Below are 13,981 nucleotides of genomic sequence, written 5' to 3' on the forward strand. Positions count from 1 at the left end.
GCGCATGTCGCTCCGCTCTGCACCGCGGAACGGTCCCGCCGGTGCGTGGCGATCCTTTCACCGCGGACGAGGGCATCGACATGTCCTCCGGCACCACAACCGACGCCTGCGCGACGGTCGCGGCACATGCCGCGCGCCTACCGCCCGCGACGTCCGGAGAACAACGCGTGGAGCAGTGGCAGGGCGGAGACCGACATGAAGACGGTGCCGAGCACGGCGTCGTCGATCCGGAGGACGGTGCCGGCCACGAGCAGGGCGGCGAACAGCACCGCCGAGACGACCCTGCCCGTCGTGCGATCGAGTCGTGCGATCCGCTGCTCCAACCGCGGGTTGGTGACGGCGACGGAGCCGTCCTCGACCCGCGTGATGACCGCGTCGAGACGCTTCGGCAGTCGGGCCGCGACCGTCGCGATCTCGAGCGCCTCCCGGCCGAGGTCCTGGACGACGTTGCCGCGTTCGTCGCGCAGCAGCTGCGCCGCGTACGGCTCGACGGAGTCCCACAGGTTGAACTGGGGATCGAGCGAACTGCAGACGCCCGAGGTGAGCGAGATGGCACGGATGATGAGCAGGAAGTTCTCCGGCAGCTGGAACGGCAGCGCCCGGACGACCTCGCTGAACTGGTTGCCGAAGTCGCGGAACTCCTTCGGGTCGACGTCGCGGAGCTCGGCGAACCCCATGCCGCCGAACCGCCCGAAGAGGGCCGTCATCGCGCGCTCCAGCTCGGTCGTGTCCGCCGAGGGCAGGAGGACCCCGAGGTCGCGGATCGCGCCGACGAGTCCCTTGCCGTCGCGGGAGGCGGCGGCGATGAGGAGCTTCCGCAGGCCGCGCCGCGTCGTCGGCGGGACCTCGCCCATCATGCCGAAGTCGATGAACGTCAGTTTCCAGGAGCGCTCACCCGGGGCGGCGGCGATCGGCGTGACGAAGATGTTGCCGGGGTGCGGGTCGGCGTGGAAGAACCCGTTGGTGAACAGCTGGTCGAACATGACCGCCGCGAACACCGGGGCCACCTCGGCCGGATCGATCCCGGCGGCCAGGAGCGCCTCGGTGTCGGTGATCTTGATCGCGGTGACGTCCTCGAGCGTCAGCACGCGTTGCGAGGTCCGTTCCCACACGACGGCGGGGACGCCCACGCGGTCGTCACCGGCGAAGTCGGCGGCGAAGCGTTCGGAGCTGGCGGCCTCGTGGAGGTAGTCGATCTCCTCCAGACTCGTCGCGGCGAACTCCTCGACGAGCGCCGGCATGTCGACGCGGTCCGAGACGAGGCGGACGCGCCGGAGCCATCCGCCGACCTTCCGCAGCGCGGCGAGGTCGACGGCGACGATCCGATCGATACCGGGACGCTGCACCTTGAGCACGACGGCGTCGAGGCCGGAGTCCGCCGCAAGCGAGGGGACGAGATGTGCGCGGTGGGCCTGGCCGAGGGAGGCGGCGGCCACCGCCCGTTCGTCGATGGTGGAGAACACCTGCGACAGGGGCACACGAAGCTCCGACTCGGCGAGCGCGCGGATCTCCGGGAACGCGACCGGCGGAACCTCGTCCTGCAGGCCTTCGAGCTCTTTGGTGATCTCCGGCGGCAGGACGTCGAGCCGGGACGACATGAACTGCCCGACCTTGATCATGAGTCCGCCGAGATCGACAGCGAGCACGTGGAAGCGGCGGGCGAACCGCTGCATGCGGCGCGTACGGGTGCGCTCGGTCAGCTTGATGAGCCCGAAGCGAGGCAGCACGATCTCGAACCACCATGCGTTGGCCAGATGCCAACTCGCGAACCTGAGGATGCGGCGGTACCGCGCGCGCCCGTCGGCGGGCGGGCCGGTGTGGACACCGGCCCGCACGACGCCTGGGACGTCGCCGAAACGGGACGCTGAGTCGCTGGGCGTCCCGCCGGTCGACGACACCCGGTCAGTCCTGGGCGAGGATCGCGTAGAGGCGCTTGCGAGCTTCGTCGAGGACGGCGACGGCCTGCTGGACCTGCTCGGGCGAACCGGTCCGGCCGACCTGCGCGGCAGCCTGGGCCAGCTCGACGCCGGCCTTCGGCAGCGCGGTGATGCCGGGGTGCTCGGACGACTCACCGGTCTGCCACGGAGCGGTCGCGCCGGACTCGGCGACCTCGTCGCGGCCGGCCTCGGTCAGGGCGTAGGTCTTCCGACCGCCCGACTCCTCGGCCGTGATGATGCCCTCGTCGGAGAGCAGCTGCAGGGTCGGGTAGACCGAGCCGGCGCTCGGCTTCCAGGAGCCGCCGCTGCGCTCGTCGATCTCGCGGATGATCTGGTAGCCGTGCATCGGCTGCTCGGCCAGCAGGGCCAGCACGGCGGAGCGGACGTCGCCGCGGCCCGCGCGCGATCCGGCGCTCTTCTCGAACTTGGAACGCAGCTGCTCCATCATCTGCCACATGTTCTCGGTACCGAAGCCGGCTCCGCTGCCGAATCCGCCACCGTTCCCGAATCCTGCGCCACCGAATCCTGCGCCACCGCTTGGGAATCCACCCATGATTGCTCTCCTTCGTAGTTCGTGAACGATGCTCAACGATATATCGGTGAAGCTGTGAACGATATGTGTAGTCGCAAGAAAACGGGATGGCGTAACCTCGGCCACATGAGCGCTTGGACGACAGCAGACATCCCCGACCAGCACGGCCGCACCGTGATCGTGACCGGCGCGAACAGCGGGATCGGGGCCGTCACGGCTCGGGAACTCGCCGCGCACGGCGCAACCGTCATCCTCGCCTGCCGCGACATCGAGAAGGGTGCGCGGGCCGCGTCGACGATGACGGGCGATGTCGAGGTGCGCCGGCTCGACCTCGCCGACCTCGCATCGGTCCGCCGCTTCGCCGAGGGCGTCGATGGGGTCGACGCGCTCGTGAACAACGCCGGGGTCATGGCGGTGCCCGAGCGCCGCACTGCCGACGGCTTCGAGATGCAGATCGGTACCAACTTCCTCGGCCCCTTCGCGCTCACCGGCCTGCTGCTGGACCGCATCACGTCGCGGGTCGTGACCCTGTCGAGCGCCGCCCACCGGGCCGGCACGATCGACCTGGCCGATCTCAACTGGCGGAGCCGGAGGTACCGACGCTGGGCCGCCTACGGCCAGTCGAAACTCGCCGACCTCATGTTCTCGGCCGAGCTGCAGCGACGCCTCACGGCGAACGGCTCCCCCGTGCTGTCCGTCGCGGCGCACCCCGGCTTCGCGTCGACCGAACTCCAGTCGCACACCGAGTCCGCGCAGGGACCGCTCCTCGGTTGGGGAACGCGACTCCTCGGTCAGAGCGCCGAGATGGGCGCGCTCCCGACGCTCTACGCGGCGGTGTCGCCGGACGTCGAACCGGGCGGCTATTACGGACCGAGCGGCTTCGGCGAGATGCGCGGCGATCCGAAGCCCGTCGGCCGGACCGCGGCGGCGCGCGACGAACGCGTCGCCGCCGAGCTCTGGACGAAGGCTGAGGCGCTCACCGGCGTCACCTTCCCCTGATCGGGGCCGAACGCCAGACCGCTACGCGGGCAGGCTCTCCTCGATCGCCGCGATGACCTCGGGAGCATCGGGTTCGGTCGTCGGACGGAAGCGGTGCACGGTGCCGTCGGGGGCGATGAGGAACTTCTCGAAGTTCCACTTGACATTGCCGGCCTTGCCGTTGGCGTCGGCGGTCTTCACGAGCTCCTGGTAGAGCGGGTGACGGTTCCGGCCGTTGACCTTCACCTTGTCCATCATCGGGAAGGTGACACCCCAGGTGGCCGAGCAGTATTCGGCGATCTTCTCGTTGTCGCCGAGCTCCTGCAGGAACTGGTTGCTCGGGAAGCCGATCACGGTGAAGCCGCGGTCGGCGTACTCCTTCTGGAGGGCCTCGAGCTTCTCGTACTGCGGGGCGAGACCGCAGCGGCTGGCGACGTTGACGACGAGTTTCGCCTTGCCGTCCCACTCCGCCAGGGTGGTGTCGCGGCCGTCGAGGGTGGTGACGGGGATGGTGTCCAGATCGGTCATGGTGCGGTGCCTCTCATCAGCGGGTCGGCTTCGTCCACGGGCGTCGTGACGCGCGTGCGTGCCTCCTCGAACGCTACTCGCCCCCGAGGCGCCCGGCGTCCTTTCGTCAGTGCGTTCTCAGCCGACAGCCGTTGACAGGGCTCTCGCTCCGGTGGATCGTGAGTGCAGCAGATCGGAGCAGGACATGGGGCGCATCCACATCGACCTCTTCATGACCCTCGACGGCGTCGCTCAGGCGCCGGGTGGGCCCGAGGAGGATCCCAGCGGCGGGTTCTCGTTCGGCGGGTGGCAGGCGCCGCTCATCGAGGAGGTCGACGGTCAGCAGATCGATGCCGGCATGGTCGGCATGGACGCCCTCCTCCTCGGACGACGGACCTACGACATCTTCGCCGGGTACTGGCCGCAGCAGGAAGGCGGTCAGGACGACGGCATCGCCAGGCTCTTCAACCGCCTGCCGAAGGTCGTCGCGTCGCGTGAGCCGCGGGACCTGGCGTGGGCGAACTCGACACAGCTCGGACCCGACCTCCCGAAGGCCGTTCGGGACCTGCGCGAGCGTCACGCGCAGATCCACGTCATCGGCAGTCTCGATCTCGTGCAGACCCTCTTCGCGGAGGCCCTGTTCGATCAGCTGAACCTCTGGGTGTATCCGATCACGCTCGGCACGGGCAAGCGCGTCTTCGCCGACGGGACGGTGCCGTCGTCGTTGCGGCTGCTGGGACCGGCGACCACCTCGCCCGCCGGCACCGTCCACCTCCGCTATGAGCGCGTGGACGGCGCACCGGCGACCGGCGACATGGGTGACCCTCGATGAGCGGGTCTGACGAGGCGTCCGCATCCCGCCCGTCCGCTGACGGCCGCTTCGACACGGTCGTCGTGGGCGCGGGTGTCGCCGGCCTCGTCGCCGCGCGGCTCCTCGCGGCCGCCGGTCGAACGGTCGTCGTGCTCGAGGCGCGGGACCGGGTCGGCGGGCGCGTGTCGACCGAGCGCCGCGACGGCCTGGTGACCGATCTCGGTGCGTCGTGGGTGCACGGGGTGACGGACAGTGCCGTCGCTGCGGCGGCCGAGGCGTTCGGGATGCGGACGGTGGAATTCACCGTCGGCGGTTACCAACCCGACAGCCGGCCGATCACGTACTACGGTCCCGACGGCGAGCACCTGTCGGACGCCGACGCTCGCGGCTTCGCCGAGGACGTCCACGCGCTCGACGCGACCCTGCTCGGGGTGGTCGCCGAGTCCGCTCCTGACGCCTCGTATCGCGACGTGACCGAGGCGGCACTCGCCCTGCAGGCGTGGGACGTCGAGCGGGTGCAGCGGGTCCGCGAGTACCTGGAGCATCGTTCGGAGGAGCAGTACGGCGCGTGGATCGAGGATCTCGCGGCGCACGGCCTCGACGACGATGCGATCGACGGTGACGAGGTCGTGTTCCCCGACGGCTACGACGTGCTCCCCCGACGGCTGTCCGAGGGGCTCGACGTGCGCCTGGAGCACGTGGTGACGGGCGTCCGGTGGTCCACGGACGGCGTCGAGGTCGCTGCCCAGGGGCCGACGGGCGGGCTGGTGCTGCACGCGGGCACGGCGGTGGTGACGGTGCCGGTCGGGGTGCTGCAGTCGGAGGCGCTCACGATCGATCCCCCATTGCCTGAGCCGGTGGCCGGTGCGCTCTCCCGGTTGCGGATGAACGCGTTCGAGAAGGTGTTCCTCCGGTTCGAGCGGCGGTTCTGGGACGAGGACGTCTACGCCGTCAGGCAGCAGGGGCCGGAGAGTCGTCGCTGGCACTCCTGGTACGACCTGACGTCGGCGCACGGCTCCCCCACACTCCTCACCTTCGCCGCCGGCCCGACGGCCGTGGAGATCCGCGGCTGGGAGGACTCGCGCGTCGTGGAGTCGATCCTCGAGCAGCTGCGGCGCCTCTACGGCGAGCGCGTCGAGCAACCGACCGAGGTGCACATCACCCGCTGGCACGAGGACCCCTTCACGCGTGGGTCCTATGCCTACATGACCGTCGGCTCGACGACCGAGGACCACGACGCCCTCGCGACCCCGGTCGGCGGCGTCCTGCACCTCGCTGGCGAGGCGACGTGGACGGACGACCCGGCGACGGTGTCGGCCGCCCTGCACTCCGGGCATCGCGCCGCCGAGCGGGTCCTCGGCCAGGCCATCCCCATCGACACCCTCTGGCTCGACCACAGCGCAGTACCGGTCGCCGCCGAGGCCTGAGAGCAACGACGAGTGCGCTCGAACGGGCGCCGACAGAGAGGAAGCGCCTGATGCGATTCATGATGTTCGTCCTCGCGGACCCCGTGCCCGACGACCCGACCGATGACGCCGACGTCGACCGCTGGGTCCAGGAGCTGGACTCGACTGGCCGGCGTCTCCTCGGGGATGTGCTCGATCCGAGTGAGGCGCGCGGCGTCCGTGTCCGCGCCGGCGAGCGGCTCGTCACCAACGGTCCGATCCCGGGCGCGACCGACACCCTCTGGGGCTTCGACATCCTCGACTGCGCCGACCTCGACGAGGCGCTCGACATCGCCGCCCGCCACCCGATGGCTCGCAACGGCCGCCTGGAGCTGCGTCCCTTCCCGGGCGCGTAGGAAGCCGACGGGCTGAGCGGACACCCGTGCGGAGGATCCCCCGGCACGTCGTCGTGCTCGCTCCCCTCGGCGCACGGCGGGATCGCCGAGCGTGCAGCCTTCGATCAGGCGCGGAGTGGTTTCAGAGCGCCCGCCCACGCCTCGAGCTGGTCGAAGAGCACCCCGGCGGCCTCGGTGTGCTGCGGTCCGGGCGTGAAGGTGCTGAAGTCCTCGAAGTCGGCGAAGAGCGAGAAGCTCAGCTGCTGCCGCACATCCGCGATCTGCAGTTCGGCGCTGATGCCGCGAAGGTGTTCGATCGCGCGCGCGCCCCCGAGGCTGCCCCATGCCACGAACCCGGCGGCCTTGTTGTTCCACTCGGCGTACAGGTAGTCGATGGCGTTCTTCAGGACAGCGGACGTGGAGTGGTTGTACTCGGGCGTGACGAAGACGAATCCGTCGTAGGGCGCGATCGTCGCCGCCCAGGCCTTCGTGTGCTCGTTCTCGTACGCCCCGAACGACGGCGGCGTCGGCTCGTCGAGGAGGGGCAGGGGGTGGTCGAGCAGGTCGATGAGCTCGTAGCTGGCGCTCCGACCGGCGGCCTGCTCGACGACCCAGTCGGCGACGGCCTTGCCGTTGCGGCCCGGGCGGGTGCTGCCGAGGATGATGGCGATACGGAGGTCTGACATGGGTTGCTCTCCTTCGATGTGCGTGCCTGTCCCGCGAGTCACGGGACGTGGTGGTGCCTGGCTCGCACTGTAGCCCGGTGCGGCCGCCGGTGTCGTCGACGGGACAGGGGTTGCCTTCGGGCTCGGGGGCGTGCTCGTGTCGGCGCTGCCGAGGCCGGGCTCGCTGCCGAGGGGCGCTGAGCATCAGCCCCTCGACGTCCACCGCACGCTAGTCGGCGACTGGTGGTGCCGTATCAGCACCGCGAGCGATGTCGAGCATCCGTGTCGCCGTCGCGCGGAGGAGCTCACGGAGATCCTCCGGTTCGTCGACGATCACCGCGTGATCTCCCAGCCCGGCGATCACCGCTGGAAGCCAGTCGAGGCGTTTGGCTCGGATCGAAAGCCGATGCCAGCCGGGTGCGTCCTCGATCGACTCCACGACGGCCACGCTCTCCGGGAAGCGGGCCCGTATCTGCGGGACGGTCGCCTGGATGCGCAACCGGACGTGCCATCGGTAGTCCGCCCCCGCGAAACGGTCGACGAGTCGAGGACGCTCCGCTCGGGATACCGGGGTCGAGATCACGCCGGGCAGCGTCCGCGCGGATCGGATCCGGTCGACACGGAAGGTGCGTTCCTCCGCTCGCCCGACGTCGAACGCATCCAAGTACCAGCGACCGGCATGGACGAGCAGGTCGAGTGGATGCACCGTGCGGCGCGAAGGCGTTTCCTCCGCGTCGCGGTAGCGCAACTCCAGCGGACGCCGCGAGCGAAGTGCGTCGGAGACGGTGAGCAGGATGCCGGCATCAGGTACGTCGAGGCGCGACGGGTTCAACGCTGCGGCGTCGATGACCGCTTCGATGCGGTCCAGGGATGCGGCGGGGAGGGAACGCCGGATCTTCGCGAGAGCGATCTGCGCCGCGACATCCGGGGAGCCGGAGGTCGACTGGGCTTCGCTCAAGCCGAGGAAGACGGCGACCGCCTCCTCGTCAGTGAGCATCAGCGGCGACACCCCACGTCCGCCGGCCAGGCGGTACCCACCGTAGCGGCCGCGCACCGACTCGATCGGCACCTCCATGTCCACGAGACGCTGCACGGAGCGGCGCACGGTGCGCTCATCGACGCCCAACCGTTCGGCCAGTTCAGACACGGTGCGGATCTCGGCCGATTGGAGCAACTCGAGGAGCTGCAGCGCGCGAGAGGTCGACGAGCCCGATCGTGCCATGGCCTCAGAATACCGGGCGATTCCTGTCCGGTATTGCTTCTATCGTCGGGATGACCGCCGCAGGAGCGGCAACCACATCGAACCAAGGAGACTTCATGCGACTCGCAGCCACCCGGATCATCACCGACGACGTGGACCGCATGGTTGCGTTCTACGAACGAGTCACCGGCGTGACCGCGGCACGCTTGCATCCGCTCTTCGCCGAGGTGCGCACCGACACCGGCACCCTCGCGATCGCCAGTTCCGCGACCATTCCGCTGCTGGGTGAGAACGCTGCCGCGCCGCGTGCCAACCGGTCCGTCATCCTCGACCTGCTCGTCGACGACGTCGATGCGATCTACGCGATGCTGCAGGGCGTCGTGGAGACGTTCGTGAACGAGCCGACGGACATGCCGTGGGGCAACCGGTCGCTCCTGTTCCGTGACCCCGACGGCAACCTCGTGAACGTCTTCACGCCGATCACCGCTGACGCAGGTGAACGCGTCGCATCGTGAACCTGCAGCCGCGGCCTACGTCGGGATGACGCTCGGGATGAGTCGCGGCGCGGGAGGGAGCGGTCCGTGCCGGTCGGACGCACGCAGTCCGTCGATCACGAGTGCGGCGTAGCGTCGCGCGGCTCGGACGCGCTCCGTCTCCGTCGTCCTCGAGAGTCCGCGAGCCGCGAGCAGGATCACGAGGAAGTCGTCGAGGACGAAGTCCGCGCGCAGCGCACCGGCGTCGATGGCACGACGAGCGACGGCGGTGATCGCGCGCACGGCCTGTTCACGCTGGGTCCGGAAGTCGACGGCATCGGGGTAGGCGGCGAGGAACGCGTCCGTGAACCCCTGGTTCCGAGCGTTGAGGACCAAAACCTCCTCGATGATGCTGCGGAATCCACGCCAGGGGTCGACGTCCGCGAGGGCGTCGACCACGATCGAGCGGCAGTCGCCGAGCTCGTTCTCGAAGGCGGCTCTGACGAGATCGGCTTTGGTCGGGAACCGCCGGTAGAGGGTGGCCGGCCCGACACCGGCTCGTCGGGCGATCTCTCGCATCGTCACGTGGAGACCGTCGGTCCCGAACAGTTCGCGGGCTGCCGCGAGGACGCGGTCACGGTTCTCCTGCGCGTCGGAACGCAGGTTCTGAGGCAGTGTCGCGGACATGTGTCTCACATTACTCAAGTGGACGGGTGCGTCCATTACGTTTCGGGAGGCGGGTCAGATCCCCCGCCGCGAAACGGAGTGCACCCATGCGCGCAGTGATCATCCGGACCTTCGGCGACCCGAGTGGGATGGAGGTGACGGACCTGCCCGTCCCCACGCCCGGGGTCGACGAGGTCCTCGTGCGAACGGAGGCCGTCGGCGTCGGCGGGGTCGACGTCGTGATCCGCCGGGGCGGCATCGCCGAAGCCGCGCGGGACTCGGGGATGATCCCGGGGAGTGAGGCCGCCGGCGTCATCACCGCGACCGGGCCTGACGTCGACCCCGCATGGCTCGGTCGACGGGTCTGGGCGTTCACGGGGACCTCGGGCGCGTACGCCGAGTACGTGATCGCGCGCGCTGACGAGATCGTCGAGCTGCCGTCCGACCTGACGTCTGTCCAGGCGGTCACGCTGGGCAGTGCGTTCCCCGTCGCGCACTTCGCGCTCGAACGCGCTCGCCTGGCCCAGGGCGAATCCGTCCTCGTGCGCGGGGCCGCCGGGAGTATCGGCCTGGCCGGCGTCGAGCTGGCCGCTCGTGCCGGCGCCGGCGTCATCGCCGTCACCGCCTCGTCCTCCGAACGCGGGGGACGTCTGCGGGCGTTCGGTGCAACCCACGTGCTCGACCGCTCCGGCACAGGCGATGCGGACGCCCCGGCGGAGTTCGACGTCATCCTCGACATCGTCGGCGGTCCCGATCTCCCCCGGTTCATCGAGCGGCTCTCGCCGAACGGCCGCCTGATCGCCGTGGGCGTGGTGGGCGGGTTCCCGCCCGCCGACTTCGGCACGGCTCTCCTGGCCGGCTTCCGCCGATCGATCACCTACGGGACCCTGAGCCTCGACACCGTGCCGCACGCGGACCTCGCCCGGGTGCGAGCCGAGGTGTTCGATGACGCCGTCCGAGGCGCGCTCTCGCCGGTGGTCCACGACACCCTGCCGCTGAGCGACGCAGCCGAGGCGCACCGTCTCATGGACGCCGGGGACGTGTTCGGGCGCGTCGTGCTCGTCCCCTGAGTCGGCTGACGTGGCAGGCACCGATCCGCCACCGCTACAGCCAGACGGTTGCCAGCCAGACCTCGATCGCGGCGAGCACCAGCAGGACGACGTTCAGTCCGAGGACGCGGACCTCGCCGCGACGCAGGTGCACGGTGATGCCACCGACCTGCACGAGGACGAGGCCGACCGCGGCCGCGACGGTCAGCCAGGTGAGGACGCCCACGATCGGTGGCAGGATCAGGCCGACCACGCCCAGGATCTCGAGGGCGCCGACCACGCGAACGGCCGAGAGCGGCATGGTGTCGACCCAGGCCATCATGGGGCGCAGCTGCTCCGCCGAGCGGACGAGCTTCATGCCGCCCGAGTACAGGTACAGGACCGCGAGCAGTCCTGCGACGATCCAATAGGCGATGACCATGTGCAACCTCCGAGTGCGTGTGTGCGTCGATGGTTACGATAGGTAACCAACGCAAGTGTGGACCGGATCGGACCGGCGTACAAAAGGCACACGCGTGTGACCGAGTCGCGAGAGGTGCCATGTTCCGCTACGCAAGGCTGTGTTCTGTCCGAGGCGATCAGGGCAAAGCCATCCGCTCCCTCCTCGACCGCATCGCCGACAAGTGGGCGCTCCTCCTCATCGCGACGCTCCATGACGGCCCGTTCCGGTTCACCGAGCTCGAGCAGCGCATCCCGGGCATCTCCCGGCGCATGCTCACTCTCACCCTCAGGAACCTGGAACGCGACGGCCTCGTCACCCGCACCACCTTCGCCGAGGTGCCACCGCGGGTCGAGTACGAGCTGACGGACCTCGCCGAATCACTGATTCCCCATGCGGTGGCGCTCGCCGAGTGGGCCGGCGAACACGTCCCGACGATCGAAGCGAATCGGAACGCGTACGACGAGCGCTTCTGACCGTTGCCGCCCTGCCACCAACGAACAAGTCCCGGAAACCAGACGGTTTCCGGGACTTCATGGTCGGGCTGACAGGATTTGAACCTGCGACCCCTTGACCCCCAGTCAAGTGCGCTACCAAGCTGCGCCACAGCCCGATGCCATCTCCGCTGAGCGGAGAAGACAACTCGAACAGTCTAGCGGATCCGGCGACCACCTCGTGACACGTCTCCGACGGTCGTGCCGGCGACCGAGCGCACCGCCGTCACGACACACGGGAGGTCTCCCCTGCCCACCCTCGAACGGGGCACGCTACCGTGACTCGTCCGCACCCGCGCGACAGGATGAGCCGGCCATTGCGGCCGCCCGACGAAGGACCATCATGCGCTACAGCCACTACTGGAAAGAGGTCCGCGTCGCGGCACTCACCGCCCTGCCCGTCGCGATCGTCTCGGGCATCGTGCAGGTCAGCCGGAACACGCCGATCGACGACGCCATCATCGGCGGCGCCATCACCTTCGTCGCGCTGTCACTGCTCATCCCCGTCGTGCGCCACTGGCTGCACCCCGAGTCCCGCGGCTGATCGCTGTGGCTCGCCCTCCGGCGGCCGCTACTCGGCCTTGCGGGCGTCGACGAGCTGATCACGCACCTTGCGGCGCAGCACCTTGCCGATGAGCGACGTCGGCAGCTCGTCGAGCTGCACGACCCGCTTCGGCACCTTGTACGCCGTCAGACGGGTACGGCAGTAGTCGCGCAGCGATCCGGCGTCGAACACCGTCCCGGCGCGCATGACGACCGCAGCCGTCACATCCTCGCCACCGGAGTCGCGCGGCAGTCCGACCACCGCGGCCGACTCGACGTCTGGGTGCGACAGGAGTGTCTCCTCCACCTCGGACGGGCTCACGTTGAACCCGCCGGTGATGATGAGCTCCTTCACCCGGTCGATGACGGTCACGAAACCGTCCGCCGACACCGTCACGATGTCGCCGGTCCGCAACCAGCCACCCTCGAGCAGCGCTTCGCGGGTTTCATCGGCGCGGCCCCAGTAGCCCTGGAACACCTGCGGGCCACGGAGCAGCAACTCGCCGGCCTCCCCCGCCGGGCGGTCGACGTCCGGGTGCTCGGGATCGACGACGCGGATCTCGGTGCTCGGGAACGGCACACCCACGGTGCCCGGCCGACGCGACGGACCGATCGGGTTGCCGAGCGCGACCGGCGACGACTCCGTCATTCCATAGCCCTCGACGAGCAGCCCACCGGTCGCCTCTTCCCACCGCGTGACCGTCGACACCGGCAGGCTCATCGCTCCGGAGATCGCGAACCGCACACTCGTCAGGTCGACACCCTTCCGGGTCGAAGCACGCGACAACGCGTCGTAGATCGGCGGCACCGCCGGCAGGAACGTCGGCGGCGACTTCTTCGCCGCCGTGAGCACCAGTTCCAGATCGAACTTCGGGAAGAGCACGAGCCGCGCACCGATGCTCATCGCGAACGTCAGGCACAGCGTCATCCCGTACGCGTGGAACAGGGGCAGGACGCCGTAGAAGATCTCCTCGCCCTCGCTCAGCCCGGGCACCCAGGCGCGCCCCTGGGCGGCGTTCGCCCGCAGGTTCCGATGCGTCAGGATGGCGCCCTTCGGCGCTCCGGTCGTCCCGCTCGTGTACTGCAGGAGTGCGGTGTCGTCGAGCGTCGGCCGCACGACCCGCTTCGACAGCTTGCGGCCGCCGATCAGCCGCTCCCACGGGAGCACGTGCTTCGCCGACGGAGTTGCGGTCATCGCCGCTCGCGACTCGCGCGCACGCTTCACGGGCAGCCGCAGCGCCAGGCGCTTCGACAGCGGCAGGGCCTGGGTGATGTCGACGGAGACGATCCGGCCGCGCATGACGTCCGCCGGCAGGTCTGCCACGAGGTCGTAGACCTTGTCCCACACGATCGCGACGTGCGCTCCGTGGTCTTCGAACTGGTGACGCAGCTCACGAGCCGTGTACAGCGGGTTGTGCTCGATGACCGTCGCACCGAGCCGCAAGGCGGCATAGAAGGCGACGACGTGCTGCGGACAGTTCGGCAGCACGAGCGCCACGCGGTCGCCCGGCTTCACGCCGAGCTTCCGGAGGCCTTCAGCCGCTCGCGCGACCTGCTCACCGAGCTCGCTGTAGCTCGTCTCGGCCCCGAAGAACTCGAGGGCGATGCGATCGCCGAACCGCTTCACCGAGGTGTCGAGCAGGTCCACGAGCGTCTCGGTGACCTCGTCGATGTCGGCCGGCACGCCGCTCGCGTACGAGGACAGCCACGGCCGCTCGGCCAGACGCTGACGCTGGGCCTCGCCGGCCTCGGTCGGCTCCGACGACGCTTCGCCCTCGCGCTGCTCGGGTGTCTTTCCTCGATGGTCCACGCTGATCCTCCAGACGAGCCGTGCACACCGCACGCATCATCCCAGGATAGGCGGACCCGTATGCTCCACCGGGGATGCGACCGGACCGCTTGACAA

The 13,981-nt window shown here is 69.6% G+C and carries 16 protein-coding genes and 1 tRNA gene; 8 read left to right on the forward strand and 9 right to left on the reverse strand.

Annotated elements, in window-relative coordinates:
* Positions 1 to 137 precede the first annotated feature (137 nt).
* Together QRN26_RS18350 and QRN26_RS18355 are read right to left on the reverse strand one after the other, a co-directional pair.
* Positions 138 to 1,835 carry an ABC1 kinase family protein gene (locus QRN26_RS18350; protein WP_285037852.1) on the reverse strand — a complete coding sequence of 566 codons (1,698 nt, stop codon included), beginning with the start codon at positions 1,833 to 1,835 and terminating at the stop codon, positions 138 to 140.
* 67 nt (positions 1,836 to 1,902) lie between these two features.
* Positions 1,903 to 2,394: a PadR family transcriptional regulator gene (locus tag QRN26_RS18355; protein WP_056011101.1), complete on the reverse strand. Its 492-nt coding sequence runs from the start codon at positions 2,392 to 2,394 to the stop codon at positions 1,903 to 1,905.
* A 201-nt stretch (positions 2,395 to 2,595) separates the two neighbouring features.
* Between QRN26_RS18355 and QRN26_RS18360 the strand changes: the two genes are divergently transcribed.
* The gene (locus tag QRN26_RS18360; RefSeq protein ID WP_285037831.1) at positions 2,596 to 3,468 is read left to right on the forward strand and encodes an oxidoreductase; all 873 of its coding nucleotides are present in this window, start codon (positions 2,596 to 2,598) and stop codon (positions 3,466 to 3,468) included.
* A gap of 21 nt (positions 3,469 to 3,489) precedes the next feature.
* Here the strand turns inward: QRN26_RS18360 and QRN26_RS18365 are convergent, their stop codons facing one another.
* A complete protein-coding gene (locus QRN26_RS18365; RefSeq protein WP_056005205.1) occupies positions 3,490 to 3,975 on the reverse strand; it encodes a glutathione peroxidase in 486 nt (161 codons plus the stop codon).
* Positions 3,976 to 4,159: 184 nt separating this feature from the next.
* On the opposite strand from QRN26_RS18365, the gene QRN26_RS18370 reads away from it, so the two are divergent.
* From QRN26_RS18370 to QRN26_RS18380, 3 genes are read left to right on the forward strand one after another with little or no spacing between them, the layout of a single operon-like run.
* On the forward strand, positions 4,160 to 4,786 hold the full coding sequence (locus tag QRN26_RS18370; protein WP_285037832.1) for a dihydrofolate reductase family protein: 627 nt from the start codon (positions 4,160 to 4,162) through the stop codon (positions 4,784 to 4,786).
* A complete protein-coding gene (locus tag QRN26_RS18375; RefSeq protein ID WP_285037833.1) occupies positions 4,783 to 6,192 on the forward strand; it encodes a flavin monoamine oxidase family protein in 1,410 nt (469 codons plus the stop codon). Before QRN26_RS18370 ends, QRN26_RS18375 begins: the two co-directional genes overlap by 4 nt.
* A 50-nt stretch (positions 6,193 to 6,242) precedes the next feature.
* Positions 6,243 to 6,566 (forward strand): YciI family protein, encoded by a 324-nt coding sequence (locus QRN26_RS18380; protein WP_056777171.1) that lies wholly within the window; start codon positions 6,243 to 6,245, stop codon positions 6,564 to 6,566.
* A 104-nt stretch (positions 6,567 to 6,670) separates the two neighbouring features.
* Here the strand turns inward: QRN26_RS18380 and QRN26_RS18385 are convergent, their stop codons facing one another.
* Both QRN26_RS18385 and QRN26_RS18390 read right to left on the reverse strand, forming a co-directional pair.
* Positions 6,671 to 7,231, reverse strand: coding sequence for an NADPH-dependent FMN reductase (locus QRN26_RS18385; protein WP_056005194.1), 561 nt, complete (start codon positions 7,229 to 7,231; stop codon positions 6,671 to 6,673).
* A gap of 208 nt (positions 7,232 to 7,439) precedes the next feature.
* Positions 7,440 to 8,432 carry a helix-turn-helix transcriptional regulator gene (locus QRN26_RS18390; RefSeq protein WP_285037834.1) on the reverse strand — a complete coding sequence of 331 codons (993 nt, stop codon included), beginning with the start codon at positions 8,430 to 8,432 and terminating at the stop codon, positions 7,440 to 7,442.
* A gap of 95 nt (positions 8,433 to 8,527) precedes the next feature.
* Between QRN26_RS18390 and QRN26_RS18395 the strand changes: the two genes are divergently transcribed.
* Positions 8,528 to 8,926, forward strand: coding sequence for a VOC family protein (locus QRN26_RS18395; protein ID WP_285037835.1), 399 nt, complete (start codon positions 8,528 to 8,530; stop codon positions 8,924 to 8,926).
* A 15-nt stretch (positions 8,927 to 8,941) separates the two neighbouring features.
* Here QRN26_RS18395 and QRN26_RS18400 read toward each other — a convergent pair whose 3' ends face one another.
* Positions 8,942 to 9,571 (reverse strand): TetR/AcrR family transcriptional regulator, encoded by a 630-nt coding sequence (locus QRN26_RS18400; protein WP_157579772.1) that lies wholly within the window; start codon positions 9,569 to 9,571, stop codon positions 8,942 to 8,944.
* Positions 9,572 to 9,657: 86 nt separating this feature from the next.
* On the opposite strand from QRN26_RS18400, the gene QRN26_RS18405 reads away from it, so the two are divergent.
* Entirely contained in the window at positions 9,658 to 10,620 is a 963-nt protein-coding gene (locus QRN26_RS18405; RefSeq protein WP_285037837.1) for a zinc-binding dehydrogenase, read from the forward strand.
* A 34-nt stretch (positions 10,621 to 10,654) separates the two neighbouring features.
* Here QRN26_RS18405 and QRN26_RS18410 read toward each other — a convergent pair whose 3' ends face one another.
* Positions 10,655 to 11,020: a DoxX family protein gene (locus QRN26_RS18410; protein WP_285037838.1), complete on the reverse strand. Its 366-nt coding sequence runs from the start codon at positions 11,018 to 11,020 to the stop codon at positions 10,655 to 10,657.
* Positions 11,021 to 11,139: 119 nt separating this feature from the next.
* Here QRN26_RS18410 and QRN26_RS18415 point away from each other — a divergent pair, with 119 nt between their 5' ends.
* Entirely contained in the window at positions 11,140 to 11,514 is a 375-nt protein-coding gene (locus tag QRN26_RS18415) for a winged helix-turn-helix transcriptional regulator (protein WP_285037839.1), read from the forward strand.
* Positions 11,515 to 11,574: 60 nt separating this feature from the next.
* Here the strand turns inward: QRN26_RS18415 and QRN26_RS18420 are convergent.
* Positions 11,575 to 11,651 (reverse strand) — tRNA-Pro (locus tag QRN26_RS18420).
* A 224-nt stretch (positions 11,652 to 11,875) separates the two neighbouring features.
* Between QRN26_RS18420 and QRN26_RS18425 the strand changes: the two genes are divergently transcribed.
* The gene (locus QRN26_RS18425) at positions 11,876 to 12,076 is read left to right on the forward strand and encodes a hypothetical protein (protein WP_056005177.1); all 201 of its coding nucleotides are present in this window, start codon (positions 11,876 to 11,878) and stop codon (positions 12,074 to 12,076) included.
* A 27-nt stretch (positions 12,077 to 12,103) separates the two neighbouring features.
* Here the strand turns inward: QRN26_RS18425 and QRN26_RS18430 are convergent, their stop codons facing one another.
* Entirely contained in the window at positions 12,104 to 13,798 is a 1,695-nt protein-coding gene (locus QRN26_RS18430) for a long-chain-fatty-acid--CoA ligase (RefSeq protein WP_056780771.1), read from the reverse strand.
* Between the last annotated feature and the right edge of the window lie 183 nt (positions 13,799 to 13,981).

It is taken from the genome of Plantibacter sp. ME-Dv--P-095, assembly GCF_030209365.1.
In the GTDB taxonomy this organism is placed as follows: Bacteria; Actinomycetota; Actinomycetes; order Actinomycetales; family Microbacteriaceae; genus Plantibacter.

Bases quoted from the DNA above. Each gene is read 5' to 3' on its own strand.
- QRN26_RS18405 (WP_285037837.1), top strand. From the start codon at position 9,658: ATGCGCGCAGTGATCATCCGGACCTTCGGCGACCCGAGTGGGATGGAG.
- QRN26_RS18360 (WP_285037831.1), top strand. From the start codon at position 2,596: ATGAGCGCTTGGACGACAGCAGACATCCCCGACCAGCACGGCCGCACC.
- QRN26_RS18365 (WP_056005205.1), bottom strand. From the start codon at position 3,975: ATGACCGATCTGGACACCATCCCCGTCACCACCCTCGACGGCCGCGAC.
- QRN26_RS18370 (WP_285037832.1), top strand. From the start codon at position 4,160: ATGGGGCGCATCCACATCGACCTCTTCATGACCCTCGACGGCGTCGCT.
- QRN26_RS18395 (WP_285037835.1), top strand. From the start codon at position 8,528: ATGCGACTCGCAGCCACCCGGATCATCACCGACGACGTGGACCGCATG.
- QRN26_RS18375 (WP_285037833.1), top strand. From the start codon at position 4,783: ATGAGCGGGTCTGACGAGGCGTCCGCATCCCGCCCGTCCGCTGACGGC.
- QRN26_RS18425 (WP_056005177.1), top strand. From the start codon at position 11,876: ATGCGCTACAGCCACTACTGGAAAGAGGTCCGCGTCGCGGCACTCACC.
- QRN26_RS18355 (WP_056011101.1), bottom strand. From the start codon at position 2,394: ATGTGGCAGATGATGGAGCAGCTGCGTTCCAAGTTCGAGAAGAGCGCC.
- QRN26_RS18385 (WP_056005194.1), bottom strand. From the start codon at position 7,231: ATGTCAGACCTCCGTATCGCCATCATCCTCGGCAGCACCCGCCCGGGC.
- QRN26_RS18400 (WP_157579772.1), bottom strand. From the start codon at position 9,571: ATGTCCGCGACACTGCCTCAGAACCTGCGTTCCGACGCGCAGGAGAAC.
- QRN26_RS18380 (WP_056777171.1), top strand. From the start codon at position 6,243: ATGCGATTCATGATGTTCGTCCTCGCGGACCCCGTGCCCGACGACCCG.
- QRN26_RS18410 (WP_285037838.1), bottom strand. From the start codon at position 11,020: ATGGTCATCGCCTATTGGATCGTCGCAGGACTGCTCGCGGTCCTGTAC.
- QRN26_RS18415 (WP_285037839.1), top strand. From the start codon at position 11,140: ATGTTCCGCTACGCAAGGCTGTGTTCTGTCCGAGGCGATCAGGGCAAA.
- QRN26_RS18390 (WP_285037834.1), bottom strand. From the start codon at position 8,432: ATGGCACGATCGGGCTCGTCGACCTCTCGCGCGCTGCAGCTCCTCGAG.